This is a genomic window from Streptomyces sp. NPDC048057 (assembly GCF_040653095.1).
Classification (GTDB): Bacteria; Actinomycetota; Actinomycetes; order Streptomycetales; family Streptomycetaceae; genus Streptomyces.
The window spans coordinates 110,796-135,038 of record NZ_JBEZNF010000005.1; the positions used below are offsets into that span (position 1 = coordinate 110,796).

22 protein-coding genes are annotated in these 24,243 nt (G+C 71.7%); 14 read left to right on the plus strand and 8 right to left on the minus strand.

The annotated features are described in order from the left end of the window. Positions 1-118: 118 nt before the first annotated feature. Together AB0E05_RS07270 and AB0E05_RS07275 are read left to right on the plus strand one after the other, a co-directional pair. On the plus strand, positions 119-256 hold the full coding sequence (locus tag AB0E05_RS07270) for an SPW_0924 family protein (RefSeq protein WP_361960206.1): 138 nt from the start codon (positions 119-121) through the stop codon (positions 254-256). A gap of 10 nt (positions 257-266) precedes the next feature. After that, a complete protein-coding gene (locus AB0E05_RS07275) occupies positions 267-1,256 on the plus strand; it encodes a DUF3068 domain-containing protein (protein WP_361960209.1) in 990 nt (329 codons plus the stop codon). A gap of 31 nt (positions 1,257-1,287) precedes the next feature. On the opposite strand, the gene AB0E05_RS07280 is transcribed toward AB0E05_RS07275, so the two are convergent. Further along, positions 1,288-3,957, minus strand: coding sequence for an ATP-dependent helicase C-terminal domain-containing protein (locus AB0E05_RS07280; RefSeq protein WP_361960212.1), 2,670 nt, complete (start codon positions 3,955-3,957; stop codon positions 1,288-1,290). 157 nt (positions 3,958-4,114) lie between these two features. After that, on the minus strand, positions 4,115-4,972 hold the full coding sequence (locus tag AB0E05_RS07285; protein ID WP_361960215.1) for a class I SAM-dependent methyltransferase: 858 nt from the start codon (positions 4,970-4,972) through the stop codon (positions 4,115-4,117). A gap of 383 nt (positions 4,973-5,355) precedes the next feature. Between AB0E05_RS07285 and rpsA the strand changes: the two genes are divergently transcribed. The 5 genes from rpsA (at position 5,356) to AB0E05_RS07310 (ending at position 9,537) form a co-directional block, all read left to right on the plus strand. Next, positions 5,356-6,849, plus strand: coding sequence for a 30S ribosomal protein S1 (gene rpsA, locus AB0E05_RS07290; protein ID WP_361960218.1), 1,494 nt, complete (start codon positions 5,356-5,358; stop codon positions 6,847-6,849). Between the two features lie 145 nt (positions 6,850-6,994). Next, complete coding sequence (locus AB0E05_RS07295; protein ID WP_361960220.1) at positions 6,995-7,933, plus strand: PAC2 family protein; 939 nt, start codon at positions 6,995-6,997, stop codon at positions 7,931-7,933. 48 nt (positions 7,934-7,981) lie between these two features. Next, positions 7,982-8,590 (plus strand): dephospho-CoA kinase, encoded by a 609-nt coding sequence (gene coaE, locus AB0E05_RS07300; protein ID WP_361960223.1) that lies wholly within the window; start codon positions 7,982-7,984, stop codon positions 8,588-8,590. Positions 8,591-8,692: 102 nt separating this feature from the next. After that, the gene (locus AB0E05_RS07305; RefSeq protein WP_361960226.1) at positions 8,693-9,073 is read left to right on the plus strand and encodes a DUF3592 domain-containing protein; all 381 of its coding nucleotides are present in this window, start codon (positions 8,693-8,695) and stop codon (positions 9,071-9,073) included. A 95-nt stretch (positions 9,074-9,168) separates the two neighbouring features. Beyond that, positions 9,169-9,537 (plus strand): tetratricopeptide repeat protein, encoded by a 369-nt coding sequence (locus AB0E05_RS07310; protein WP_361543687.1) that lies wholly within the window; start codon positions 9,169-9,171, stop codon positions 9,535-9,537. 37 nt (positions 9,538-9,574) lie between these two features. On the opposite strand, the gene AB0E05_RS07315 is transcribed toward AB0E05_RS07310, so the two are convergent. After that, entirely contained in the window at positions 9,575-9,877 is a 303-nt protein-coding gene (locus tag AB0E05_RS07315; protein WP_361960564.1) for a DUF6343 family protein, read from the minus strand. A 125-nt stretch (positions 9,878-10,002) separates the two neighbouring features. Here AB0E05_RS07315 and AB0E05_RS07320 point away from each other — a divergent pair, with 125 nt between their 5' ends. From AB0E05_RS07320 to AB0E05_RS07340, 5 genes are all read left to right on the plus strand, one after another. Next, on the plus strand, positions 10,003-11,046 hold the full coding sequence (locus tag AB0E05_RS07320) for an acyltransferase domain-containing protein (RefSeq protein ID WP_361960230.1): 1,044 nt from the start codon (positions 10,003-10,005) through the stop codon (positions 11,044-11,046). Positions 11,047-11,059: 13 nt separating this feature from the next. Further along, positions 11,060-11,767: a class I SAM-dependent methyltransferase gene (locus tag AB0E05_RS07325; protein ID WP_361960233.1), complete on the plus strand. Its 708-nt coding sequence runs from the start codon at positions 11,060-11,062 to the stop codon at positions 11,765-11,767. Between the two features lie 213 nt (positions 11,768-11,980). After that, positions 11,981-13,045, plus strand: a complete 1,065-nt coding sequence (locus tag AB0E05_RS07330) for an SPFH domain-containing protein (RefSeq protein WP_361960235.1) — start codon at positions 11,981-11,983, stop codon at positions 13,043-13,045. Between the two features lie 106 nt (positions 13,046-13,151). Next, on the plus strand, positions 13,152-16,046 hold the full coding sequence (locus tag AB0E05_RS07335; RefSeq protein ID WP_361960238.1) for a DEAD/DEAH box helicase: 2,895 nt from the start codon (positions 13,152-13,154) through the stop codon (positions 16,044-16,046). Beyond that, positions 16,043-17,350, plus strand: a complete 1,308-nt coding sequence (locus tag AB0E05_RS07340; RefSeq protein WP_361960241.1) for an SWIM zinc finger family protein — start codon at positions 16,043-16,045, stop codon at positions 17,348-17,350. The genes AB0E05_RS07335 and AB0E05_RS07340 overlap by 4 nt, the downstream gene beginning before the upstream one ends. On the opposite strand, the gene AB0E05_RS07345 is transcribed toward AB0E05_RS07340, so the two are convergent. Further along, positions 17,316-17,867 (minus strand): hypothetical protein, encoded by a 552-nt coding sequence (locus AB0E05_RS07345; RefSeq protein WP_361960244.1) that lies wholly within the window; start codon positions 17,865-17,867, stop codon positions 17,316-17,318. The genes AB0E05_RS07340 and AB0E05_RS07345 overlap by 35 nt on opposite strands. Positions 17,868-18,146: 279 nt before the next feature. On the opposite strand from AB0E05_RS07345, the gene AB0E05_RS07350 reads away from it, so the two are divergent. Beyond that, positions 18,147-18,785: a uridine kinase gene (locus AB0E05_RS07350; protein WP_361960247.1), complete on the plus strand. Its 639-nt coding sequence runs from the start codon at positions 18,147-18,149 to the stop codon at positions 18,783-18,785. Here the strand turns inward: AB0E05_RS07350 and AB0E05_RS07355 are convergent. The 4 genes from AB0E05_RS07355 to AB0E05_RS07370 all read right to left on the minus strand — a co-directional run bounded on the left by AB0E05_RS07355 (position 18,758) and on the right by AB0E05_RS07370 (position 22,993). After that, a complete protein-coding gene (locus AB0E05_RS07355; protein WP_361960249.1) occupies positions 18,758-19,975 on the minus strand; it encodes a PfkB family carbohydrate kinase in 1,218 nt (405 codons plus the stop codon). The genes AB0E05_RS07350 and AB0E05_RS07355 overlap by 28 nt on opposite strands. Continuing rightward, positions 19,972-20,874 (minus strand): pseudouridine-5'-phosphate glycosidase, encoded by a 903-nt coding sequence (locus AB0E05_RS07360; protein WP_361960251.1) that lies wholly within the window; start codon positions 20,872-20,874, stop codon positions 19,972-19,974. Before AB0E05_RS07360 ends, AB0E05_RS07355 begins: the two co-directional genes overlap by 4 nt. 41 nt (positions 20,875-20,915) lie before the next feature. Then, positions 20,916-22,145, minus strand: coding sequence for an MFS transporter (locus tag AB0E05_RS07365; RefSeq protein ID WP_361960566.1), 1,230 nt, complete (start codon positions 22,143-22,145; stop codon positions 20,916-20,918). A 308-nt stretch (positions 22,146-22,453) separates the two neighbouring features. Next, positions 22,454-22,993, minus strand: a complete 540-nt coding sequence (locus tag AB0E05_RS07370; RefSeq protein ID WP_361960253.1) for a methylated-DNA--[protein]-cysteine S-methyltransferase — start codon at positions 22,991-22,993, stop codon at positions 22,454-22,456. Positions 22,994-23,323: 330 nt separating this feature from the next. On the opposite strand from AB0E05_RS07370, the gene AB0E05_RS07375 reads away from it, so the two are divergent. After that, positions 23,324-24,238: an MHYT domain-containing protein gene (locus AB0E05_RS07375; RefSeq protein WP_361960255.1), complete on the plus strand. Its 915-nt coding sequence runs from the start codon at positions 23,324-23,326 to the stop codon at positions 24,236-24,238. Positions 24,239-24,243 lie beyond the last annotated feature (5 nt).

Here is a 24,243-nt window from a genome sequence, read left to right on the forward strand (position 1 = left end):
CCCCCTTCGCCACCCAGCGAAGGGGGCGGTGGGGCGTGTTCTCTTCTCACGGCTCGATTGCTACGGTGCCCCCGCTCTGACGCTGCGTCAGATGGAGTCGATCCCCGGGAGGCCCAGCATGCGCGCCCTCGTCGCAGCCGCCGTCGGGCTGGCCGCCGCCTTCGCCCTCGTCCTGACCGCCACCACGATCGGCGCGCCACCGGGGGAGACCTCCCCCAAGCCGCTGCTGACCACCGTCCCCGGCCCCAAGAAGTAAGGGGGCAGCAGTGCACCGCCGCGCGAGCCTCGTGCTCCTCGCCCTCGCCGTCTTCTTCGCCGCGCTCTCCCCGCTGCTGCGCTGGTACGCCTTCCCCCGGCTCGCGAAGGTCCCGCCCAGCCAGTACCAGGAGATGGTGCTGGAGGCCCGGCCCGCGACCCTCCTGGACTACGGCACCCTCCAGGCGAAGGAGGTCGAGAAGGTCACCATCGTCCAGACCCTCAAGGGCAACGTCGAGGAGTCCGAGAAGATCGAACGCGCCGCCGGCCGCGACGTCGTCGTCTGGGACGCCCTCTCCTACATCCAGGGCCCCGACGGCAAGATGGTCTCCCAGATCCCCGAGCGCTACATCTTCGACGCCCACAGCCAGGCCCCGGTCCACGCCACCGGCGAATCCGTCGACGGCGACCCCGTCCGCCGAGAAGGCATCGAGTACAAGTGGCCCTTCCTTACCGAGAAGCGGGACTACGAGTACTTCGACGCCCAGACCCGCACCTCCGCCCCCATCCACTACAAGGGCACCCGGACCTACCGCGGCCTCGACGTCTACTACTTCGAACAGACCATCCCCTGGACCAAGGTCCCCTTCCCGAAGAAGATGCCCATCCCCGGCGTCGACGCGACCACGCTGGAGAAGCAGACGGGCACCACGCGGTGGTACACCACCAAGCGCATGTTCTGGGTGGACCCGGTCACCGGCGCCCCCGTGAACGGCGAGGAGATCCACACCGAGGAACTCCGCGGCGGCACCCTCCTCGGAGGCCGCGACAAGGTCACTGCCTTCGCCGGCCATGTGAAGATGCGCCCCGACTACGTCACCGACACCGTCGAACTGGTCAAGTCCCAACGCCTCCTGGTCCTCCTGATGACCTCCTATCTGCCCTGGGGCTTCCTCGTCCTGGCCGCCGGACTCCTGGTGCTGTCCCTCGCCCTGGAAGCCCGCAACCGTCGCCCCCGTGCCCCCGAGCCCGAGCCCGAACCGCACCCGGTCCCCGTCTGACCCCGGCCGTCGTCCGCGCCCACCGGACCGCTCAACCGCGCTGCCTGTCCTGACGGGCCTTGGTGTGCCGGGTCGGCTCCGCCGACGCCGGATCCTCCGGCCAGGGATGCTTCGGATAGCGACCGCGCAACTCCGCCCGCACCGCGCGGTACCCGTCCCGCCAGAACGACGCCAGGTCAGCCGTCACCGCCACCGGCCTCCCCGCGGGGGAGAGCAGATGCACCAGCACCGGCACCCCGGCGACCCGCGGCGTCTGCTGCAACCCGAACAGCTCCTGCAACTTCACCGCCAGCACCGGCTGCTCCCCGCCGTACTCCACGCGTATGCGCGAGCCGCTGGGGACTTCGATGCGCTCGGGCGCCAACTCCTCCAACCGGGCAGCCTCACCGCTCGCCCACGGCAACAGCCGCTGCATGCACTCACCCGCCCGCATCCGCCCCAGGTCACCCCGGCGCCGAGCCCGCGACAACTCCGGCTCCAACCACTCCTCCACGCGCCCCAACAGGGCCGAGTCCGACACCTCGGGCCACGGCTCGCCCACGGTCCGGTGCAGGAACGCCAACCGCTCCCGCAGCCTCTCGTCCTCCCGCGTCCACCCCAACAACCCCAGGCCCTCACGGCGCAGCCCGTCCAACAGCGCCTCCCGCACAGCCTGTGGTCGAGGCTCCTTGAGCGTCCGCACCGACATCTCAACCGCGCCCAGCCGCTGCACCTGTCGCGCCGTGACGTCGCCGTCCTCCCAGCGCACCTCCTCGACGGTCTCCCACAGATGCCCGGCGCCCGCCCGGGCCGTGTCCTCGTCGATGACCGCCGCGAGCCGCACCCGCGCGGAAGCGGCCGACGCAGGACGATCCGCCACGGCCACCGCGAGCCATCCCGCGCCCCGCAGCACGGAGCCGCCCGTGACCTCCGCGCCCGTGCCGGACGCCATCAAGAACGCGCCCTCCCCACGGGCCCTCGCCACCCGCTCCGGAAACGCCAGGGCGGTGACCAAGCCGGCGGCGGCATCATCAGAAAGGGGCTGAGGGGAGGTAAGAGTCCCGGAGGAAGCTCCATGACCCGAGGCGACCCCGTGGCCTGAAGACGGCCTTCCGGAGCCGGGGCCACCCCTTCCCCTTCCTTCGGAGCCGGAGCCGGAGCCGGAGCCTCGGCTGGGGGTGGCTGCTTCGGTTACTCCGTCAGAGGACAGCGACGACTCCAACCGTCGGGCCTCCGTACGCCAGCGCGCCGCATATGCGTCGCCACCCCGACACGCGGCCCGCCAAGCCGCGGCCAGGTCGTCCCCGTACTCCCGCGGCGGCTCCTCGCTCAGCAGCGCCACCACCTCGGCCGCCCTGCGGGCCCCCACCTCCGACGCCCCGTCGAGTAGCGCCCTGGCCAGCCGCGGATGCAACCCGAGCCGGGCCATCACCGCACCCCGCGCCGTGGCCCGCCCCTGATCGTCCACCGCTCCGATCGCCCGCAGCACAGACCCCGCCGCCGCCATCGCCCCACCGGGCGGTGCGTCCAACAGGGCCAGCCCCGCCGCCGACGGATCACCCCAGGAGGAGGCCCGCAGGGCGAAGGAGGCCAGGTCCGCAACGCGGATCTCCGGCGACGGGAACCGAGGGCGCCGAGCGTCGTCGGCCTCCGCCCAGCACCGGTACACCGTGCCCGGAGCCTCCCGCCCCGCGCGGCCGAGCCGCTGGGTGGCACCCGCCGTCGACACCGGAACCGTCGTCAGGGAACCGAGCCCGCGCGCATGATCCATCCGCGGTTCACGCGCCAGCCCCGAATCGACCACCACCCGCACACCCGGAACGGTCAGGCTGGACTCCGCCACCGACGTCGTCAGCACCACCCGACGCCGCTCGCCGCCACCCCGCAACACCGCGTCCTGCACTGCCGCCGGCGCCCGTCCGTGGAGCAGCAACACCTCAGCGTCGACCCCGTCCAGCATTCCCGCAGTCCGCGCGATCTCGCCCGTACCCGGAAGGAAGCACAGCACGTCGCCCTCGTGCCGAGCGAGCGCCAGCCGCACGGTCGCCGCGACGTGCCGCAGAAGCGCGGGATCCACCCGGGTCCCATGAGCGGGACGGATCCCCGAAGGGGGAGGGGCGTAGTGGACGTGGGACTCGAACCCCACGCCGTGACTGGCGACCACCGGCGCTGGCGCTGAACCGTCCGCGGACGTCAGCAGCCGCGCCCACGCCTCCGCGTCGCTCGTGGCCGAGGCCGCCACCAACTGCAACTCCGGGCGCAACGCGGCCCGCACGTCCACGAGGAAGGCCAGCGCGGTGTCCGCGTCGAGATGGCGCTCATGGCACTCGTCCAGCAGGACCACGTCCACACCCGGAAGCTCGGCGTCGCGCTGGAGCCGCTGGAGCAGCACCCCGGTCGTGACCACCTCGACACGGGTGCCCGCACCCACGCGACGGTCACCGCGCACCGTGTACCCGACGGCCTCGCCCACGTCCTGCCCCAACAGCCAGGCCATGCGGCGGGCCGCGGCCCGCACCGCCATCCGCCGCGGCTCGGCGACGACCAATCTGCGCGCAGCCCCGCCACCGACCAGCCCGGCGAGCGCCAGCGGCACCATCGTGGTCTTCCCCGTACCCGGCGGCGCGTGCAGCACCGCCGTGCCGTGCTCGTCGAGCGCGGCCAGCAGCGCGGGCAGTACGTGCCGCACCGGGAGGCTGTCGAGTGCGTCGGTTCTGATCATGCGCTCAGTGTCATCCGTCCCCGCGAGCCGTGCGCAGAGTTACCCACAGCCCCCGTGGGCTCAGCTGTTCATATGACTAATTTGGCTGTTGACTGACGAGCTGCGAAGGCACAGGGGCCCGTGGCACACCGTCCGCACCCGTGCCCTGTCGGGGGCGTCAGTCACGGACGCAGACGAAGATCGCCGTGCCGGGGATCAGGTGGCCCCGCAGCGGAGACCAGCCACCCCACTCCTGGCTGTTCCACGCGGGCCACTCCGGCTCTACCAGGTCCACGACCCGGAAGCCGCTCCTCACCACGTCGCGGACCCGGTCGCCGAGCGTTCGATGGTGCTCCACGTACACCGCGCGCCCCTCCTCGTCCTGCTCGACGTAGGGGGTCCGGTCGAAGTACGAGGCACTGACGCTCAGACCCTCCGGCCCCGGCTCATCCGGAAACGCCCAGCGAATGGGGTGCGTGACTGAGAAGACCCAGCGCCCGCCCGGCCGCAGTACCCGGCGCACCTCGGAGAACACCTTCACCGGATCGGCCACGAAGGGGACGGCTCCGTACGCGGAGCACGCGAGGTCGAAGGAGTCGTCCTGGAAGGGCAGCGCCCCCGCGTCCGCCTCCACCAGGGGCAGTCCGCCGCCGATCCGCAACGCGTGCTGGAGCTGACGGTGCGAGATGTCGAGTGCCACGGGGCGCGCGCCCTGGGCAGCCAGCCACCGGGAGCACTGGGCGGCGCCGGCGCCGATCTCCAGGACGTCCAGGTCCTTCAGCGACTCCCGCGGGCCGAGCAGCTCCGCGTCGGCCTCGTCGAGCCCTTCGGGGCCCCAGAGGAAGCGGTCGTCCCCGAGGAAGGCGCCGTGCTCGCTCTGGTACTCGTCGGCGTTCCCGTCCCACCAGACCCGACTCGCGCGACTGCTCTCCGTGTCGGAGGTGTCACGCCGGGTGGCCTCGGGTTCGGGGGCGCGGGGGCTCTGGAGGTGCGTTGCCGCGGGGGAGTCCGTGGGACGTTTGGCGTCTTGGCTCATGTTCACCGTCGTTGTAGTTTGCGTTCAGCGTGACCAATGGCGCCCATTGTGGCCTCCGCAAACCTTAGTTGTGCCGGGTATGAGGCGATCCGCCCTCGGTGTGCGCCTTCGCGCATTGACCGCCTCCGGCTGCCCCCGTATGCTACAAGTTGCGCTGCGGGCCTGCGTGCCTCAGACAGAGCAGGCCGCGCTCGCATCTGTGATGTATGTCCCCTCGGTTCACGAGGCGCCTCCAGACGGAGTCGTCTTCGGAGCTCGCAAGGCTCCGGGGCGTTCGACTGGGTCGGTGCTTCCACGGCTGTCCGGCTTCTTGCAGCTGCGATACGGGCTCTCGGCGTAGCAGTACCTACGACTTCAATGTCCGTACCGGAGCCCTTTCCCACATGACGAGCAGCACCGAGACCACCGCCACCACCCCGCAGGTTGCGGTCAACGACATCGGTAACGAGGAAGCTTTCCTCGCCGCGATCGACGAGACGATCAAGTACTTCAACGACGGCGACATCGTCGACGGCGTCATCGTGAAGGTCGACCGGGACGAGGTCCTGCTCGACATCGGTTACAAGACCGAAGGTGTCATCCCGAGCCGCGAGCTCTCGATCAAGCACGACGTCGACCCGAACGAGGTCGTCAAGGTCGGCGACGAGATCGAGGCCCTGGTTCTCCAGAAGGAGGACAAGGAAGGCCGCCTGATCCTCTCGAAGAAGCGCGCCCAGTACGAGCGTGCCTGGGGCACCATCGAGAAGATCAAGGAAGAGGACGGCATCGTCACCGGTACCGTCATCGAGGTCGTCAAGGGTGGTCTCATCCTCGACATCGGCCTCCGTGGCTTCCTCCCGGCCTCCCTGGTCGAGATGCGCCGGGTCCGCGACCTCCAGCCGTACGTTGGCAAGGAGCTCGAGGCCAAGATCATCGAGCTGGACAAGAACCGCAACAACGTGGTCCTGTCCCGCCGTGCCTGGCTGGAGCAGACCCAGTCCGAGGTCCGCCAGACCTTCCTCACCACCCTCCAGAAGGGCCAGGTGCGGTCCGGTGTGGTGTCCTCGATCGTCAACTTCGGTGCCTTCGTGGACCTGGGTGGCGTCGACGGTCTGGTCCACGTCTCGGAGCTGTCCTGGAAGCACATCGACCACCCGTCCGAGGTCGTCGAGGTCGGCCAGGAGGTCACGGTCGAGGTCCTGGACGTCGACATGGACCGCGAGCGCGTCTCCCTGTCGCTGAAGGCGACCCAGGAAGACCCGTGGCAGCAGTTCGCCCGCACCCACCAGATCGGCCAGGTCGTTCCGGGCAAGGTCACCAAGCTGGTTCCGTTCGGTGCGTTCGTCCGCGTCGACGAGGGCATCGAGGGTCTGGTCCACATCTCCGAGCTGGCCGAGCGCCACGTGGAGATCCCGGAGCAGGTCGTCCAGGTCAACGACGAGATCTTCGTCAAGGTCATCGACATCGACCTGGAGCGTCGCCGGATCTCGCTGTCGCTGAAGCAGGCGAACGAGTCCTTCGGCGCCGACCCGGCCTCGGTCGAGTTCGACCCGACCCTGTACGGCATGGCCGCGTCCTACGACGACCAGGGCAACTACATCTACCCCGAGGGCTTCGACCCGGAGACCAACGACTGGCTGCCGGGCTTCGAGACCCAGCGCGAGGCGTGGGAGACCCAGTACGCCGAGGCGCAGCAGCGCTTCGAGCAGCACCAGGCCCAGGTCATCAAGTCCCGCGAGGCGGACGAGGCCGCTGCTGCCGAGGGTGGCGCCGCCGCTCCGGCCGCCGCGCCGACCGGTGGTTCCTACTCCTCGGAGTCGGACGACAACTCCGGCGCCCTGGCGTCGGACGAGGCGCTGGCCGCCCTGCGCGAGAAGCTGGCCGGCGGCCAGAGCTGATGCTCTGACCGGCCGTACCACGGCTGAGTGATGAGGCCCGTTCCCCTCTGGGGGAGCGGGCCTCATTCGTGTTCGTTGCGTGGGAAGGGAATGCCGGTGCGTCACCACACGTTCTCTCCTAGGAACCCGAGGAGGAGCGGTAGCCGTGCTTGATCCACAGGATTTGTACGAATGGGAGCCGAAGGGCCTCGCCGTCGTCGATGTGGCGCTGGCGCAGGAGTCGGCCGGCCTGGTGATGCTGTACCACTTCGGCGGATACATCGACGCGGGTGAGACCGGCGAGCAGATCGTCGACCACCTGCTGGCCACCCTGCCGCACCAGGTGGTGGCCCGCTTCGACCACGACCGGTTGGTGGACTACCGGGCCCGCCGCCCCCTGCTGACCTTCCGGCGCGACCGCTGGACTTCCTACGAGACGCCCGCCATCGAGGTCCGGCTCGTCCAGGACGCTACGGGTGCGCCCTTCCTGTTGCTTTCCGGCCCCGAGCCGGACGTCGAGTGGGACCGCTTCTCCGCTGCCGTCGCGCAGATCGTCAAGCGCCTCGGCGTCCGTCTCGCGGTCAACTTCCACGGCATCCCCATGGGCGTGCCGCACACCCGCCCCGTCGGCCTGACCCCGCACGGGAACCGCACGGACCTGATGCCGGGGCACCGCAGCCCCTTCGACGAGGCCCAGGTCCCGGGCAGTGCCGAATCGTTGATCGAGTACCGCCTGATGAAGGCCGGGCACGACGTCCTCGGGGTCGCCGCCCACGTTCCGCACTACGTCGCCCGCTCGGCGTATCCGGACGCCGCCCTGACGGCCCTGGAGGCGATCACTGCCGCCACCGGACTGGTCCTGCCAGGCGTGGCGCACGCCCTGCGCACCGAAGCCCACCGCACGCAGAACGAGATCGAGCGCCAGATCGGCGAGGGCGACGACGAACTGGTGGCGCTGGTCCAGGGCCTTGAGCACCAGTACGACGCCATGGCGGGCTCCGAAACGCGGGGCAATCTGGTCGCCGAGCCGGTGGACCTGCCGTCCGCCGACGAGATCGGGCGCGAGTTCGAGCGCTTCCTGGCGGAACGGGAGGGCGACTCCTGACGGGACCTCCGCTGCGGGGGCCTGGCGGCGGGAGCTAAGCTGCCGCTCATGCTGTCCGTAGGGCTGACCGGTGGAATCGGCGCCGGCAAGAGCGAGGTCTCCCGACTCCTGGAGTCGTACGGGGCGGTGCTCGTCGACGCCGACAAGATCGCCCGCGAGGTCGTCGAGCCCGGTACGCCGGGGCTCGCGGCCGTGGTCGAAGAGTTCGGCGCCGACATCCTGACTTCGGACGGCGCCTTGGACCGCCCGAAGCTGGGATCCATCGTCTTCGCCGATCCCGAGCGGCTGGCGGCGCTCAATGCGATCGTCCACCCCCTGGTGGGGGCGCGGTCCCGGGAGCTGTCGGAAGCAGCCGGTGAGAGCGACGTCGTCGTCCATGACGTACCGCTGCTCACCGAGAACGGCCTCGCATCCCTCTACGACCTGGTCGTCGTCGTGGACGCGGCGCCGCAGACCCAGCTCGACCGCCTGGTGAACCTCCGCGGCATGGCCGAGTCCGAGGCCCGCGCTCGGATGGCCGCCCAGGCCACTCGGGAACAGCGGCGGGCCATCGCCGACCTGGTCATCGACAACGACGGTCCCCTGGCGGGCCTGGAGCCCCAAGTCCGTTCGCTGTGGGCGGAGCTGGCGCGGCGGGCGGCGGCACGCACCGTGTGACCGGCCGCCTGCCGTCCATCCCAAGGGCGACATCCGGCAGCGCGGCGTCAGTAATGCGTCAAGCAGCGCGGTCGGGCTCGGGCGAGCACTAGCATCGACGTGGTGCAGATCGTCTTCGCCGTCTTCACGGTCCTCGCCGGGCTGGTCGCCGCCCTCGCCGGCGGATACGGGCTGCACCAGGCCCGTCGCATCCACAGGGCCGGCCACGGTGCCATGGCGTTGGTGAAGCCCCCGCCGCCCGGCGCGGAGCGCGCGCTCCTGGAGTACGAGACGCGGGACGGGCGCGTGATGGAGATCCCCTCGCCCGCACCCCTCCGGCCAGGCGGCAGCGTACGGCTCTGGTACGACCCCGCTGACCCCCGTGACGTCGTCGTCGACGGACACGAGAGGACCTGGCTGGACTGGGGGTTCGTGGCCGTGGGGCTGGCGCTCACGGTCGTCGGGGCGGCTCTCGCCGTACTCGCCGGAGCGTCTGACGGTTGATGCCACCGCGCTGCTGAGGCCGCCGTTCCGGGCCCGCTGGAATAGAGCTGCCGGGGCCGGTGTTGGAACCGTGCGCCAAGGGGAAGGATGCGAGCGTGCCCACAAGTGATCCGCACACGCATGTCATCGACTACCGGGCGGCGGAGCAACTGCTCGCCGCGCGGGACCCGCGTGGCGCCGTGAAGCTGTTGGACTCCGTCATCGCGGCCCACCCTGAGAACACCGCCGCACGCCTGTTGAGAGCCCGGGCGTTCTTCGCCGCGGCACAATTGCGCCCCGCCGAGCTGGAGTTCGAGCTGGTACTGGAGCGCGAGCCGGACAACGCCTTCGCACACTTCGCCCTCGCCCGCACCTTCGAGCGCGCCGGCAAGCCGGAGCAGGCGAAGCGGCACTTCCGTCTGGCTGCGGCGCTCGACCCCAAGCCCGAGTACGTGAAGGCCGCGCGTTTCGACGACGGTCGCTGATCCCGCTGGGCCTGTACGTCTTTCATGGAGGCGGGTCCTAAGGGCGCGGTGGCGGCCGGTCGTCGGGTCCGCGAGCCGGCCGGTGCTCGTCGACCGGTTCGTACGGCGGGACGTCGGGGCCGGGTTGGTAGTGCGGGCCCTGACGGATGTGGCGAATGACCACGACCAGGTCCACGACGACGATCAGCAGGAGTGCGCCGCAGAAGGCGGCCCAGCCGGGGTGTGAGGTCAGGCTGAAGATCGCCGTGCCGCCGGCGGCCCAGACGAGCCCCCAGATTCCCAGCCAGAACCGCATCCGCAGGGGACTGCGTGCGGTCGTCGGTTCACTGCCGGTGCGCATGGGCATCCATCTCCCCCTCCAGCATGCCGCACGTTCCGGGCGCACGACGGACCGGAGACGCGGCCCCGGTGGGCACCGAAGCAAAGCGCGGATCGTTCACCAGACAGGCGAGGGAGGGAAGCGACGTGACCGTGGCGAACGTGCACCTGCCGGAAGGCGAGGACTTGGCGGAGGCGCTGCTGGACCTGGCGGTGCCGCACGAGGACATCGGGGAACTGCTGGCACTGCGCCGACGTGTGACTGCGGATCCCGGACTGCGACGCATGCTGGAGGAGGGTGCGCGCAGCCTGGTGGAGAGCATCGGAAGAATCGATTCGGCCGATGGTCTGCCCCGCCCCGAGCTGCCGGAGCAGGGCTCTGCGTCCGGCACCACCGTGGGTCGGGGGCACGGTCCGGTGTCGTCCGATGCCGTCGCCCGCTGCTTCCCCGTCTACGTCTTCGTGGCCGTACTGCCGTACGTCCGCGACCATCACCGGGCGCGTTCGGTGCCCGAGGAGGTGTCGCGGCGCACCCTCGCGGACCTCGGCCGTCAGATGGCGGTCCACCGCCGAGCGCAGGGCACGGGCGGGCTGGTGGCCCCGCAGTGGCTGCGGCTGCACTTCACGGGGCTGTTGTACGAGTTGGGCCGGCTCCAGTTCGAGCGGGGCAAGCTGGGGAAGCCGTTGGGGAGCGCCGTCGCGGCGGCGGGATTGCCCCTCGGGCCCGGCGACGACGTGTTGGGGCTGCACATCCCCGACTACCTGGGGCCGCTGGCCCCCGGTGCGTGCGACCGGTCCCTGGCCAGGGCGCGGCAGTTCTTCGCCTGCTCCTTCCCCGAGACGACGTACCGAGTCGCCGAGTGCCACTCCTGGCTGCTCGACCCGCAGCTCGTCGAGTACCTGCCGCAGGAGTCGAACGTCCGCCGCTTCCAAGAGCGCTTCCACGTCGTCCACACGGACGACGAGCCCAGCGACGAGGTCCCGGTCGGCTTCGTCTTCGGCCACATGGACCTCGTTCCCGCCGAACTGCCCCGCCGAACAAGTCTGGAGCGGGCGATCGGTGACCATCTACGGGCGGGAAGGCACTGGCACAGCGGTCACGGCTGGTTCGAGCTGGAGTCGTCCTGGGGGTGCGGGGCGATGGGCGGTTTGGCGAGAACTCGCCATGAGGGAACGGACGTTGGGTGGTGACCGTTTCCTAGGCATGACGAAACGAATTCACACGGGACACCAGGGGACAGGGCCGGGCGCCAGGACGCCCGATGGTTGCTCGGTCGAGCTGTACGAGCGGATGAAGGCCGGAGCCGAGCCGGACATCATCGCCTCGGCCGTGCCCGAGCGCGCCTCCATTTTGGAACTGGGCTCCGGCGCCGGCCGGGTGACCCATCCTTTGATCGAGCGGGGCTTCGCGGTGACGGCCGTGGACGAGTCGCCCGAGATGCTGGAGCGGATCCACGGCGCCCGGCGCACGGTCCACTCGTCCATCGAGGGACTGGAGCTGGAGGAGGAGTTCGACGTCGTGATGCTGGCGTCGTTCCTCGTGCACACCAGCGATCCGGAGAACCGCCAGGCGCTGCTGCGGGCCTGTCGTTCGCACGTCAAGGACGACGGCTGTGTGCTCATCCAACGCGAGGGCGCAGACTGGCACGTCAACGTACCGAGGGAACGGGTCGATCCCGCGGGGTACACGGTGCGGATCGTCTCCTCGGAGCCGGTCGGAGGGGGAGTCCATTCCGTGTACGCCGAGTACCTGTTCCCCGACGCCACCTGGACGCAGACCTTCCTGTCACGGCCCCTGCCCGAAGACGCCTTCCGGGAGGCTCTGGCGGACGCGGGCCTGGAACTGGACGCCGTGCTCACGGAGGACGGTACGTGGGTCAGGGCGCGTCCCAAGGCGACCTCGGCAGCCTGACCCGCTCGCCGGCACCCGTCCTTGGGCCGTGGACGTCGTCACTCCGGGGCGGCCGGTCGCGCCACTCCGTAGCGATGCTGCGTAGCGCCGCGGTGTAGCTGTATGTACCCGCAGCGTGCGCGGCCTCGCCGGCTGGGGTGGGCCTCGCCCTGCGCTCGTGACCGGGCATACGGTGGTAGGGAGCGTCCAGCTCGGACAGAAGGGGGTGTCCCCATGGTCGAAGAGCTGGTGGTGGCCGGTCTGGCCGCCGCGTCCGGCATCGCGGTGTACATGGCGGCCGCGGGCAAGGTGGTCAAGCAGTTCGAGCGAGGCGTGGTCCTTCGGCTCGGCCGACTCCACGGAGGCGTCCGCGGCCCGGGATTCACCATGATCCTTCCGGGGGCCGACCGACTCCACAAGGTCAACATGCAGGTCGTGACCATGCCCGTGCCCGCTCAGGAGGGCATCACCCGGGACAACGTCACGGTGCGTGTCGACGCGGTCGTCTACTTCCGGGTCGTCGAGGCGGTGAACGCCATCATCGAGGTGGAGGACTATCGCTTCGCGGTCTCCCAGATGGCCCAGACCTCGCTGCGGTCCATCATCGGCAAGAGCGATCTCGACGATCTGCTCTCGAACCGGGAGAAGCTGAACCAGGGGCTGGAGCTGATGATCGACAGCCCCGCCATGGGCTGGGGCGTTCAGATCGACCGGGTGGAGATCAAGGACGTGTCGCTGCCCGAAGCCATGAAGCGTTCGATGGCGCGGCAGGCGGAGGCCGACCGGGAGCGGCGAGCCCGGGTGATCAATGCTGATGCTGAGCTCCAGGCGTCCAAGAAGCTGGCCGAGGCGGCCAGCGCGATGTCGAAGGAGCCTGCGGCGTTGCAGTTGCGGCTGCTCCAGACCGTCGTCGCGGTTGCCGCCGAGAAGAACTCGACCTTGGTGTTGCCCTTCCCCGTGGAGCTGTTGCGCTTCCTCGAACGGGCCCAGCAGGGGCCGCTGCCCCCGCCCCCGCCGCACCGTGCCGAGGAACCCGTGGCCGAACCCCCGGCGGCGGTCGAGCCTCCGCACGCCGACGCACCCTCCGCACCGCCCGTGGGAACGGAGCGAACCCCGGGCACTGCCCAGGACGCTCCGCCGTCAAGCAAGCCGGCCGTGCCGCCTCGGGAAGACCTGCCCCAGGCGGACCTTCCTCAGGGCAGCGTGCCACCCCTGGTGGACACTTCGGGGCTCGCGGACGCCGCGAGGGCCGAGCTCGAAATCCTACGGCGGCTCCGGTCGACACCGCCCGTCGGCTGAGCCCGGGCGTCGGGTCACGGCCCGTTGTCACACCCCGCCCGTATGGTCGTAGATCCCAGCACTTCGGTGCACGACACGACAGTCCGACGAGGACGGGAGGTGACGCATGACGTCGACGTCTCCATGGCCCCCGCTGCACGGCTGCGCCGCCGTCTTCCTCCCGGCGGCCCTGCCGCGCGAAGGCAGGGTCGCCTTCTGGTCGCCCGACGGAGAGCTCCCACAGGGTGACACCGAGCTGATCACCGTCGTCCGGTGCGGAGAAGCGGAGCCCGACCGCCGTACGGTGCCCGCCGTGCTGCTCTCCATCACCGATGCCGTCCCGCTGCTGGTAAGGGCCAGGAGCCGTCCCGGCGCGCACCCGGCCGCGGCCTGCTGGGGCGCCGCAGCCCTGCACGCCCTGCATCTGGTGGCCCGCGGCCGACTGCTGCCCGGACTGACCCCCACCGATCACGACGCCTGGCGCGCGGGCCCGCTGGACGCCTCCGACATCGCCCAGTTGCGGGCCATTGCCGCGGCCATGCCCCCCGAGGCGTACGCCGTCCCCGTGGCGGGCGAGGAGGACCTCCGCGTGCCCGAGCCCGAGGCCCTGGTCCGAGCCTTCTTCGACGCCGTCGCCGACACCCTGCCGCGTACGCCCGCTGCCGCCCCCGCTGCCGGCGCCCCCTTCGCGGCCACCGCGCCCCAGCACCTGCCCGGGGCGCGGGAGTGGACGGCGGAGGCCGCAGCGGGCATGGACGCCGGGGTGCGGGTGTCCCTGCGGCTCGACCTGTCCGCGTTCGAGCTCTTCGACAGCACCGACGGCGCGACCGAAGACGGGTCCGTGGAAGACACCGGTGGTGACGGCACCGGTGGGCGGGGCGCGACCGTGCGCACCGCGGGAGCCGCGCTCGTCCAGGTGCACAGCCTCGCGGATCCCACCCTGGTCATTGACGCGGCCCGCTTGTGGGCGGGGGACGGGGACGCGGAGTTCGGCCCCCGTGCCAAGGTCGACGCGGTCCTCGCGCTGCGCCGTGCGGCACGCGTCTGGCCACCGCTGGCCGTCCTGCTGGAGCGGGACGTGCCGGACGTACTGCCGCTCGCCGAGGACGATTTGTACGACCTGTTGGGCCCCGGGGCCGCTCGCCTCGCCGCCGCCGGCGTGGCCGTGCACTGGCCCAGGGAGCTGGCGCGCAGCCTCACCGCCACCACCGTCATCCGACCGGCCCCGGGGTCCGCGACCGACGGGACACCGTTCTTCGACAGCGCCGAGCTGCTCGCCTTCTCCTGGCGACTCGCGCTCGACGGCGACCCCCTGACCGACCAGGAGATGGACGCCCTGGCGGAGTCGCACCGGGCGATCGTGCGCCTGCGGGACCGCTGGGTGGTCGTCGACCCCGACCTCGTGCGCAAGGCCCGCAAGCGCGAGTTGGGCCTGCTCCAGCCCGTCGACGCGCTCGCCGCGGCGCTGACCGGCACGGCCGAGGTCGACGGCGAGACGGTGGACGTGGTGCCGACGGGCACCCTCGCCGCGCTGCGGGACCGCCTGGTGCACCAGGCGGAGCCCCCGCCACAGCCCCCGGGGCTCATCGCCACCCTGCGCGACTACCAACTCCGCGGCCTGGCCTGGCTGGACCTGATGACCTCCCTCGGGCTCGGTGGCTGCCTCGCCGACGACATGGGCCTCGGCAAGACCGTCACCGTGATCGCCCTCCATCTGCACCGCGACCGCACCGCACCCACCCTGGTGGTCTGCCCCGCCTCCCTCCTCGGGAACTGGCAGCGCGAGATCGCCCGCTTCGCGCCCGGAGTGCCCGTCACCCGCTTCCACGGCGCGGACAGGACGCTGCCCGTGACGGGCGGCGGCTTCGTCCTCACGACGTACGGCACGATGCGCTCCAGCGCGGAGAAGCTCGCGGCGCACACCTGGGGCATGGTCGTCGCGGACGAGGCGCAGCACGTCAAGAACCCGTACTCCGCGACCGCGAGGGCCCTGCGGACGATCCCGACGCCCGCGCGCGTGGCCCTGACCGGCACCCCCGTGGAGAACAACCTCTCGGAGCTGTGGGCCCTGCTGGACTGGACGACCCCGGGGCTCCTCGGCCCGCTGAAGGCGTTCCGTTCACGGCACGCCCGCCCGGTGGAGCTCGGGGAGGACGCGGAGGCGGTGGAGCGGCTGGCCCGTCTTGTCCGGCCGTTCCTGCTGCGGCGCAAGAAGTCCGACCCCGGCATCGTGCCCGAGCTGCCCCCCAAGACGGAGTCCGACCACCCCGTCGCCCTCACCCGGGAACAGGCGTCACTGTACGAAGCCGTCGTGCGGGAGTCCATGGCGGTGATCGGCTCCGCCCAGGGCATCGCCCGCCGGGGGCTGGTGATGAAGCTGCTGACCGACCTCAAGCAGATCTGCAACCACCCGGCGCAGTTCCTCAAAGAGCGCGGCGCCGGACGCGGTGCTGGCGCGTCCCGTCCCGCGGGCACGCCCGTGCGGTTGACGGGCCGCTCCGGGAAGCTCGCCCTCTTCGACGAACTGTTGGAGACCATCCTCGCCGAGGACGGCTCCGTCCTGGTCTTCACCCAGTACGTCACCATGGCCCGGCTGTTGACCGACCACCTCACCTCCCGGGGGATCCCCTCCCAACTGCTCCACGGAGGCACCCCGGTCGCCGAGCGCGAGCGCATGGTGGACCGGTTCCAGTCCGGGGAGACGCCCGTCTTCGTGCTCTCCCTCAAGGCCGCGGGCACCGGCCTGAACCTCACCCGCGCCGGCCACGTCATCCACTTCGACCGCTGGTGGAACCCGGCCGTCGAAGAACAGGCCACGGACCGTGCGTACCGCATCGGACAGACCCAGCCGGTGCAGGTGCACCGGCTGATCGCGGAGGGCACCGTGGAGGACAAGATCGCCGAGATGCTGGCGGGCAAGCGCGCCCTTGCGGACGCGGTCCTGGGATCCGGAGAGGCCGCGCTCACCGAGCTGACCGACCGTGAGCTGGCTGATCTCGTGTCCTTGAGGAGGTCGGCATGACGCCGTCGACCACCCGGCGCCACAGCCCGCCGGCGCGCAACCGCCGCGCGGGCGCCCCCGCCGTGCGCCATGACGACCGTCGGCGCACGTTCTCCGCGCCCGAGCCCCGGTCGGGGGCGCAGTCCACGACGAGTTGGTGGGGCGATGCCTGGATCGAGGCGCTGGAAGAGGGTGCACTGGACCCCGCCAGACTGGCCAGGGGACGGGCGTACGCGGGCCGGGGGCTGGTCGACGCGATCACCGTCACGCCGGGCCGCATCACCGCCTACGTCCACGGCAGCAGACCCCGTCCGTACCGTACGCAGATCCGGTTGCGGACCCTCACGGACGACGAGTGGGACACGCTTCTGTCCGTGGCCGTGGACCGCCCCGACCACATTGCCGCGCTGCTCGACAAGGACGTGCCCCGGGCGCTGGCCACCGCGGCCGATCTGCTGCCCGCGGCGGGGGACCTGATTCCGGACTGCTCCTGCCCGGACGACGGCCTGCCGTGCAAGCACGCCGCCGCGCTCTGCTATCAGGTCGCACGGCTGCTGGACGACGACCCCTTCGTCCTCTTCCTGGCCCGCGGCATGGGGGAGCGCGAGATGTTGGCCGCCCTGTCGCAGCGCAACGCGGTGCGGTCGGCGGCCGAGCGGGCCTCGCCGGTCGGTGGAGTGCGGATGCCGACGCTGACCGCCCGGGAGGCCCTGGCGCCGCGGCGGCTGGCGCCGCTTCCGCCGCCGTTCCCCGTGCCGGACCATCCCGGGCGGCCACCGGCGTACCCCGAGGCGGCGGGCGCACCGGACCCTCTCGCGCTCGATCTGCTCGCCACCGAGGCGGCGGCCCGTGCCCACGCGCTGCTGACCACCGGGGCCGACCCGACGGCGCCGCTCACCGTCTGGCAGGACGCGGTGCGGCTGGCCGCCGCCCACCCAGGTTCCGGGCTCACCGCGTCCACCCGGGCGCTGTACCGAGACCTGGCCGCCGCCACTGGGCGTACGCCCATCGCGTTGGCCCGTGCCGTGGCAGCTTGGCGGCAGGGCGGGCTGGTCGCCCTCGGCGTGCTGGAGGAGCCGTGGGACCCGCCCGCCGGCCCCTTCGACCGCGCCGGCCCCGCCCTCGTCGCGGCGGACTTCACCGGCTTCCGGCCCCGACGCAACTGGCTGTCGACCCGGACGCTTCAGATCCGCTTCGGTCGGGACGGCCTCTGGTACGGGTACGAGTCCGAGCCCGACCAGGAGGACTGGTGGCCGCGCGGCACGCCGGACGCCGATCCGGTGGGCGTCGTCACAGCGATGTCGCCCACGCCCGCAGCCGGGTGAAGTCCTGCTCCCGCAGCCCCTTTCCCGGGTGGATGCGGAGCAGGAGCGCGGGCGCGTCGTGGTGTTCCGCGACGTGGGCCGCGTCGCGGTCCGTCACCATGTCGTCCACCCATGCGAAGGGGCGTCCGGCCGCCCACTCCAGGACGGGTCTCGTCTTCCAGCACAGCCCGGAGGAGTCGGCCTGGTCGGGACCGGGCACGGCGAGCAGTTCGGGCCACTCGATCACCGGCAGGTCGATCGGCAGCCCGACCTCCGGAGCGATCATGGAGTTGGCCTCGTGCATCCACGCCGTCGCCCAGGCCAGTTCGAAGGGCAGTCCGGTGAGCCGGCTGCCGTGCGAGGCGTTCAGGTGCACGCGCAGCCCGCGCCGGTGCCGCCGGGTCCCGGGCACCTGACGCGACAACCACACCTGTGGGCGCAGCCGGTGGGTGGTGTAGCCACGCAGCCGGGGCAGGCGCGCCGCGAAGGGATTGAGGGGGCCGTCCACGTCGAGCAGCAGCAGCGGACGATCTGTCATGTGAACGCACTCTCCCATCACCCGGTCCGTGACCCGGACGGGCCGCGGAACGCCATCGACGGGCACCCGTCGCTGAGGTGCGCATCGCCGTGGGAAGCGGCCACGTTCGCCGGGGCGCCGGCGGTGGGGGCGTTGGTGCGGACGGGCTGCCGGTCTGGATCGTCGCCCGTGACCAGGGCGTTCGGCAAGCGTTCGGTGCCGACCTGAACGCCGCCGGAAGCCTCGCCTGGCGAGTAGTCGCCAAGCCATCGACACCAAGTCCTCGACGATGATGGACTAGTGAGACTCGAAGCGATCACCTGGGAACGGCTGACCGAGACCATCGCCGACAGGGTCACGGCTTTGGTGGCCGAGGACGGCAGTCCCTGGTTGCGCATCGGGATCGACGGGGCCCCCGCCGCGCAGGGCGGGGACTTCGCCGGTCGGATCGCGGAGGTGCTGCCGCTGCGCGGGCGGCGTCCTCTCGTCGTCGGGACCGGCGGCTTTCTGCGCCCCGCCTCGCTGCGGTACGAGTTCGGGCGTGACGACCCTGACGCGTACTACAGCGGCTGGTTCGACACGGGCGCGCTGTGGCGGGAGGTCTTCGGGCCCCTGGAGGCGGGCGGCACAGGGTGGGTGCTGCCCGACCTCTGGGATCCCGAGACCGACCGGGCGACCCGTAGCCCCCGGGTGGAGCTGCCGCGCGGCGGAGTGCTGTTGCTGCACGGTCCCTTCCTGCTCGGGCACTGGTTCCCGTTCGACCTGACGGTGCACCTCGGGTTGTCACGGGCCGCACTGCGCCGACGCACACATGAAGACGAGCGCTGGACGCTGCCGGCGTTCCAGCGGTACGAGGAGGAGGTGAGCCCTGAAGAGAGCGCAGACGTGGTGGTGAAGGCGGACGATCCGCGTCATCCGGCGTGGGGCGGCATGGACTGAGCGGTATCGGAGCACGCGGTGATGGGACAGACGGCGTCGGAGGGCGTGGTGCCGGACGGGACGGTACTGGTGGGGCCGGTCTCGGACGATGCGGCGCTGGTGGGTCCGATGCCGGAGGACACGGTGTCGGTGGGCCTGGTGTCGGGCGACAGTGGGGGCCGTCCGCCGGGCAGGGTCACCGCCTCCGTGCCGGCCCGGCAGCCAGCCGAGGCCGCGGTCACCGTGTCCGCTCCGGACAGCCATGCGGCCAGGAAGCCACCGGTGAAGGCGTCGCCGGCGCCCGTCGAGTCCAGGGCCTCGACCGCGCGGGCCGGGACTCGGGCGGTGACGGCTCCCGCAGTGGCGACCAGCGCCCCACCCTCGCCGAGGGTGACCACGACCAGGGGGACCCTGCGGCTCAGTGCGGCGGCGGACGCGGCCACATCGGGCAGCCCGGCCAGGAGTCGAGCCTCGTCGGCGTTGGGGACGAGGAGGTGCACCGAGTCGAGTTCCGCCAGGACTTCGGCCACTCCACGCTGTCGGATGAAGCCGGCGGAGGCCGGATCCATGCTCACCGTGATCCCGCGCGCCCGGGCCGACTCCCGGGCGAGTCGGGCCAGTTGTCGACTGGAGTCGGAGAACAGGAGGTAGCCGGAGAGATGGACGTGGCCGACGCCGTCCAGCAGGGTCGGTGACCAGTCGGTCGGGCCGAAGCGCTGGAGCGCCCCGCTGTCCGTGAGGAACGTCCGCTCGGCGGTGGCGTCGACCAAGGAGACGACAGTGGTGGTCGATGCGTTGTCGTCCACGACGAGCACGGGACGTACACCAGTGGCCCGCAGGTGGGCACAGTGCCACTGCTCCTCGGCCTGCCCTACCCGGCCGAACAACCGGACCTCGTGCACGGGGCTTTTGCGGGCCGCCCAACAGGCGACGTTCGCCGCAGCTCCGCCGGGGATGATTCGGATCCGGGCCGCGGTGTCGGTGCCGTGCTCCAGCGGCGCGGAGTGCCGGGCGATGACGTCGGTGGCGACCTCCCCGATGACGAGGAGAGCGGCTGGCTCGCTGGGCGGAGGCGGGCCCTCGTGGCCGGACTCGGAGCTGTTCTCGTGCTGGTTCTCGTGCCTGGTCTGGGGCTTGGCTTTGGTCCTGCCATCGCCCGCGCGCTTGTGCTCGCCCTCGTGCCCTGCGTCGTGCTCGTGGCCGTGGGTCATAGTGCCGCCGCGATGAGGGCTGCGAGTCGTACGTTGCCCCGGACCGCGGCCACGTTCGCCTCCAGGGACGCGCCACGGGTGCGGCGGGTGAGGAAGTCCAGGAGGAAGGGGGTGACGGCTTGTCCCACGATGCCGCGCTCCGTGCACTCGTCCAGTGCTTCACGGAGCACCCGGTCGTGCAGGTCGGGGTCCAACTGGTCCGACTCCGGTACAGGGTTGGCGATCACCAGGGCCGACCGCGGGTCACCCAGGGCGTCCCGCGCGCGGATCACGGCGGCGGCCTCTTCGGGAGAGTGGACCGTCCAGTCCACGGGCTCGCCGGAGGAGGACAGATAGAAGCCGGGGAAGCGGTCCGTGCCGTAGCCGACGACGCCCACTCCCAGGGTCTCCAGCCGTTGCAGCGTCGCGGGGACGTCCAGGACGGACTTCACCCCCGCGCAGACCACCGCGATCCCGGTCTGCGCCAGGACCCGCAGGTCCGCCGACTCGTCCTGGGAGTGCGTCCACTCGCGGTGCACGCCGCCCAGCCCGCCCGTGGCGAAGACCCGGATCCCGGCGCGGGCGGCGAGGAAGGCCGTGGCCGAGACCGTGGTCGCGCCGCTCGCACCGGTGGCGACGGCCGGCGCCAGATCGCGCTGGCCGAGCTTGCGCACGCCGATCTCCAGGGCGATCCGTTCCAACTCGTCCTCGGCCAGGCCGATGTGCACCCGGCCGTCGAGCAGGGCGACGGTGGCGGGAACCGCCCCCGCCGAGCGCACCAGCCCCTCCAACTCCGCCGCGACGACGAGATTGCGCGGGCGGGGCAACCCGTGCGCGATGATCGTGGACTCCAGGGCCACCACGGGGCGGCCGGCGGACAGTGCTTCGCGTACTTCCTCGGAAACCTCGGTCAGCAGCATGTCCCATCCCTGGCACGGGGACGGGCCCGGCAAACCCGCCGTCAGCTGAGCGCCCTGCGCACGGCGAGCGCGCCCAGGGGCAGCAGGAGGAGTGCACCGATCACGTTCAGCCAGCCGTAGCCGGCCTGGGCCAGGACGACGCCGGCGAGGGCGCCGAAGACGCCGGCGGACGCGTTCATCGCCAGGTCCGACAGCCCCTGGACCGCGGCCCCGGCGGACGGCGGCACGGAGTCCGTGAGCAGGGCGGAGCCCGACACCACGCCCGCCGACCACCCCAGCCCCAGGAAGACGAGGCCGGCCGCGATCTGGCCGTGGCTGCCTCCCGCGGTTCCCGCCAGCAGCGCCGCCGTGCCGAGCAGCCCGACCGTGAGGCCGATCACCGAGAGCCTGCCGAAACGATCCGCCAGCCAGCCCATCACCGGGGACAACGCGTACATGCCCGCGATGTGGCCGCTGATGACCAGGCCGATCAACTCGATGGAAGCACCGTCGTGCTTGAGGGCGATCGGGGTCATCGACATGATCGCCACCATCGCGGTGTGCGACACGGCGATCGTGACGAGGGCTAGTTGCGCCATCGGCGACTCCCGGACGACGCGGATCGCGGAGCGCACCGAACCGGCCTCGGGTGACGGCGCCTCGTGGGCGAGCGCGCGGGCCGTCAACAGCGGGTCGGGGCGCAGCAGCAGATGTAGCGCCACGGCGGCGAGGAGGAACACCCCGGCCGCCCAGACGAAGGGGCCGGCGGCGACCGGCATGCCGAGGCCGGAGGCGGTCCGTCCCACGGGGGCCGCGATGTTCGGCCCGAGAACCGCGCCGATCGTGGTCGCCCACACCACCAGGGAAATCGCCTGGCCGCGGCGTTCGGGCAGGGCGAGGTCGGCCGCGGCGAACCGGGCCTGGAGGTTCGCCGAGGTCGCGCCGCCGAACGCGGTCAGACCGAGCAGGAGCACCGGGAAGCTGTCGAGCACGGCACCGAGCACGACCACGCCGGCGCCCACCGCCCCGATGAGGTACGCGAGGACCAGCCCGGCCCGCCGCCCGCGGGCCGACATCAGAGAGGCCAGCGGCACCGACAGCAGCGCCGGCCCGACGACCGACGCGGTGGAGGCCAGGCCGGAGAGCGCGTCCGTACCGCTGATGTCCCGGGCCAGTACCGCGCCCAGCGCGACACCAGTTGCGATGCCGAGCCCGCCGAGGACCTGGCTGATGACCAGGGCGATGGTGACCCGCCGGCGCAGCGCGGGCAGTTCCTCCTCGGACACCGCCACGGGCGCTGACGTCGGGGCGGCCTCGGAGACGGGGGCGGGCCGGCCCTTCGCTGCTCCGTCGGGCGCCGGGGGCGGAAGGGCGTCCTGCGGACCGTCGGCACGTCGCGGATCCGCGGACTCGGCCGTGGATATCTCAGGTACGTCGGGATGGAGGCTCACTGCCGCAGTCTGCCAGCTCGCGCTGCGACGCGAAATGGCACCCAGGGCTCTCACCTGGGGTTCTCATCCCGTCTCAGTGACCCTCTCATCTCCGCGAGGGCTTCTTTCCTGGGCGCTCCCGACCGGCTCCTCATCCGGCGAGCGCCTGTTCAGAACAAGGGCTGCGGGAGGACGCCTTCCAGGGCCAGCAGCTTCCGCTTCGTCTCCAGGCCGCCGCCGAAGCCGCCCAGCTTCCCATCGGTCTCCACCACGCGGTGACAGGCCACGACCACCGGCAGCGGATTCGAGCCCATCGCCGCGCCCACGGCCTGGGCGGCGCCGGGCTGGCCGACCCGGGCCGCGAGGTCCCCGTACCCCACGACCGCCCCGTACGGGACCTCCGCGTCCAGCTTTTGCAGCACCTCGCGGTGGAAACCGCCCGAGAGCGACCAGTCCAGCGGCAGTGTGAACCGGGTGAGCCCACCGGCGAAGTACTCCTCCAGCTGACGTATCGCCTCGGCGAGCCGACCGGGCTCCTCGGCGGTGACGTGGACGGGGGTGGCGCCGAGGCGGCCGGCCAACCGGCGCAGGGCGGACTCCCGCACCCGCTCGTCGGCGTGGAACACCACGCTCACCAGGCCCCGGTCCGTCGCCGCCAGCAGCAGCGGCCCGATGTCCGATTCGACGACGGTCCACTCGAAGGTGCTCATGCGACCACCGTACGACCGGCCACTGACAACGCCGACGCCCGCGCGACGTCCGCGCGGACCAGTGCTGGTCAGAGCACCATCAGCGCTGCCCGCGCCCGACCAGCGCAAGAACCAACGCGGGACGGCACCACACGGACAGGAAACGATCCAATCCACACAGAACGCACCACCTACGACGGTCTTGGGCGATAAATCGCACCCGTGTGTTCTCCCGAGGTTCCGGGGGTCCTACGCTCAGCCCCTGAACACACGTTCCATCGGGGGATGGCGAGATCGCACGAATGCGGGACCGCTCAGGAGATCGGAGCTTGAGGAGCGAGGACGCACGGCATGCAGGGAACGATCGACGGGTTCAGCTACGGGATCGTCACGCCTCTCGTGGCCTTCGCGATGGCCTGTCTCGGCGGAGCCCTAGGACTGCGCTGCACCACCAGGTCGGTCCGCAACAGGCAGACCTTCAAAGCCGGCTGGTTGGTGCTCGGCGCGACCTCCATCGGGTCCGGCATCTGGACCATGCACTTCATCGCCATGATGGGCTTCACCGTCGACGAGGTCCCGATCACCTACGACCCGGTGATCACCTTCGCCAGCCTCGGCATCGCCATCGTCATGGTCGGCATCGGGATCTTCATCGTCGGGTATCGCGGCGCGACCACGATGGCGCTGGTCACCGGCGGCATGATCACCGGGCTCGGGGTCGCCTCCATGCACTACCTCGGCATGGCCGGGATGCGGCTGCCGGGGACGATCGCGTACGACACCGTCACGGTCGTGCTGTCCGTCGTCATCGCCGTGGTCGCGGCCACCGCCGCCCTGTGGGCCGCGGTGTCCATCCACGGCTTCCTGGCCAGCCTCGGCGCCAGCATGGTGATGGGCGTGGCGGTGACGGGCATGCACTACACGGGCATGGCGGCGGTCAGCGTCCACCTCCACGGCGGCTCCGGATCCGCCACCGGGGAGTCGGCCGCGTCCCTGCTCCTGCCGCTGCTCGTCGGACCGCTGATCTTCCTGCTGGTCGCCGGGGTCGTCGTGATGTTCGATCCGCTGCTGGTGATGGGCGAGCCGGAGCGGCACAAGCGCCGGGACGTCCCCACCCCGGCCCGCGGCGGCCAGTGGGGCTCCCGCGGCGCCCGCCCGGCGGACGCCGTGGACTCCGTCGACCCGCTGTTCGGGGGGCAGGCCGCCGGCTGGGGTCCGGTCGACCCCGCCACCCGCCGCGAGCCGCCCCGCCCCGACGGCTGGTAGCGCGC

Bases quoted from the DNA above. Each gene is read 5' to 3' on its own strand.
- AB0E05_RS07370 (WP_361960253.1), bottom strand. From the start codon at position 22,993: ATGAGCACCTTCGAGTGGACCGTCGTCGAATCGGACATCGGGCCGCTG.
- AB0E05_RS07270 (WP_361960206.1), top strand. From the start codon at position 119: ATGCGCGCCCTCGTCGCAGCCGCCGTCGGGCTGGCCGCCGCCTTCGCC.
- AB0E05_RS07330 (WP_361960235.1), top strand. From the start codon at position 11,981: ATGGTCGAAGAGCTGGTGGTGGCCGGTCTGGCCGCCGCGTCCGGCATC.
- AB0E05_RS07285 (WP_361960215.1), bottom strand. From the start codon at position 4,972: ATGAGCCAAGACGCCAAACGTCCCACGGACTCCCCCGCGGCAACGCAC.
- AB0E05_RS07340 (WP_361960241.1), top strand. From the start codon at position 16,043: ATGACGCCGTCGACCACCCGGCGCCACAGCCCGCCGGCGCGCAACCGC.
- AB0E05_RS07335 (WP_361960238.1), top strand. From the start codon at position 13,152: ATGACGTCGACGTCTCCATGGCCCCCGCTGCACGGCTGCGCCGCCGTC.
- AB0E05_RS07345 (WP_361960244.1), bottom strand. From the start codon at position 17,867: ATGACAGATCGTCCGCTGCTGCTGCTCGACGTGGACGGCCCCCTCAAT.
- AB0E05_RS07360 (WP_361960251.1), bottom strand. From the start codon at position 20,874: ATGCTGCTGACCGAGGTTTCCGAGGAAGTACGCGAAGCACTGTCCGCC.
- rpsA (WP_361960218.1), top strand. From the start codon at position 5,356: ATGACGAGCAGCACCGAGACCACCGCCACCACCCCGCAGGTTGCGGTC.
- AB0E05_RS07280 (WP_361960212.1), bottom strand. From the start codon at position 3,957: ATGATCAGAACCGACGCACTCGACAGCCTCCCGGTGCGGCACGTACTG.
- AB0E05_RS07315 (WP_361960564.1), bottom strand. From the start codon at position 9,877: ATGCGCACCGGCAGTGAACCGACGACCGCACGCAGTCCCCTGCGGATG.
- coaE (WP_361960223.1), top strand. From the start codon at position 7,982: ATGCTGTCCGTAGGGCTGACCGGTGGAATCGGCGCCGGCAAGAGCGAG.
- AB0E05_RS07355 (WP_361960249.1), bottom strand. From the start codon at position 19,975: ATGACCCACGGCCACGAGCACGACGCAGGGCACGAGGGCGAGCACAAG.
- AB0E05_RS07375 (WP_361960255.1), top strand. From the start codon at position 23,324: ATGCAGGGAACGATCGACGGGTTCAGCTACGGGATCGTCACGCCTCTC.
- AB0E05_RS07325 (WP_361960233.1), top strand. From the start codon at position 11,060: ATGACGAAACGAATTCACACGGGACACCAGGGGACAGGGCCGGGCGCC.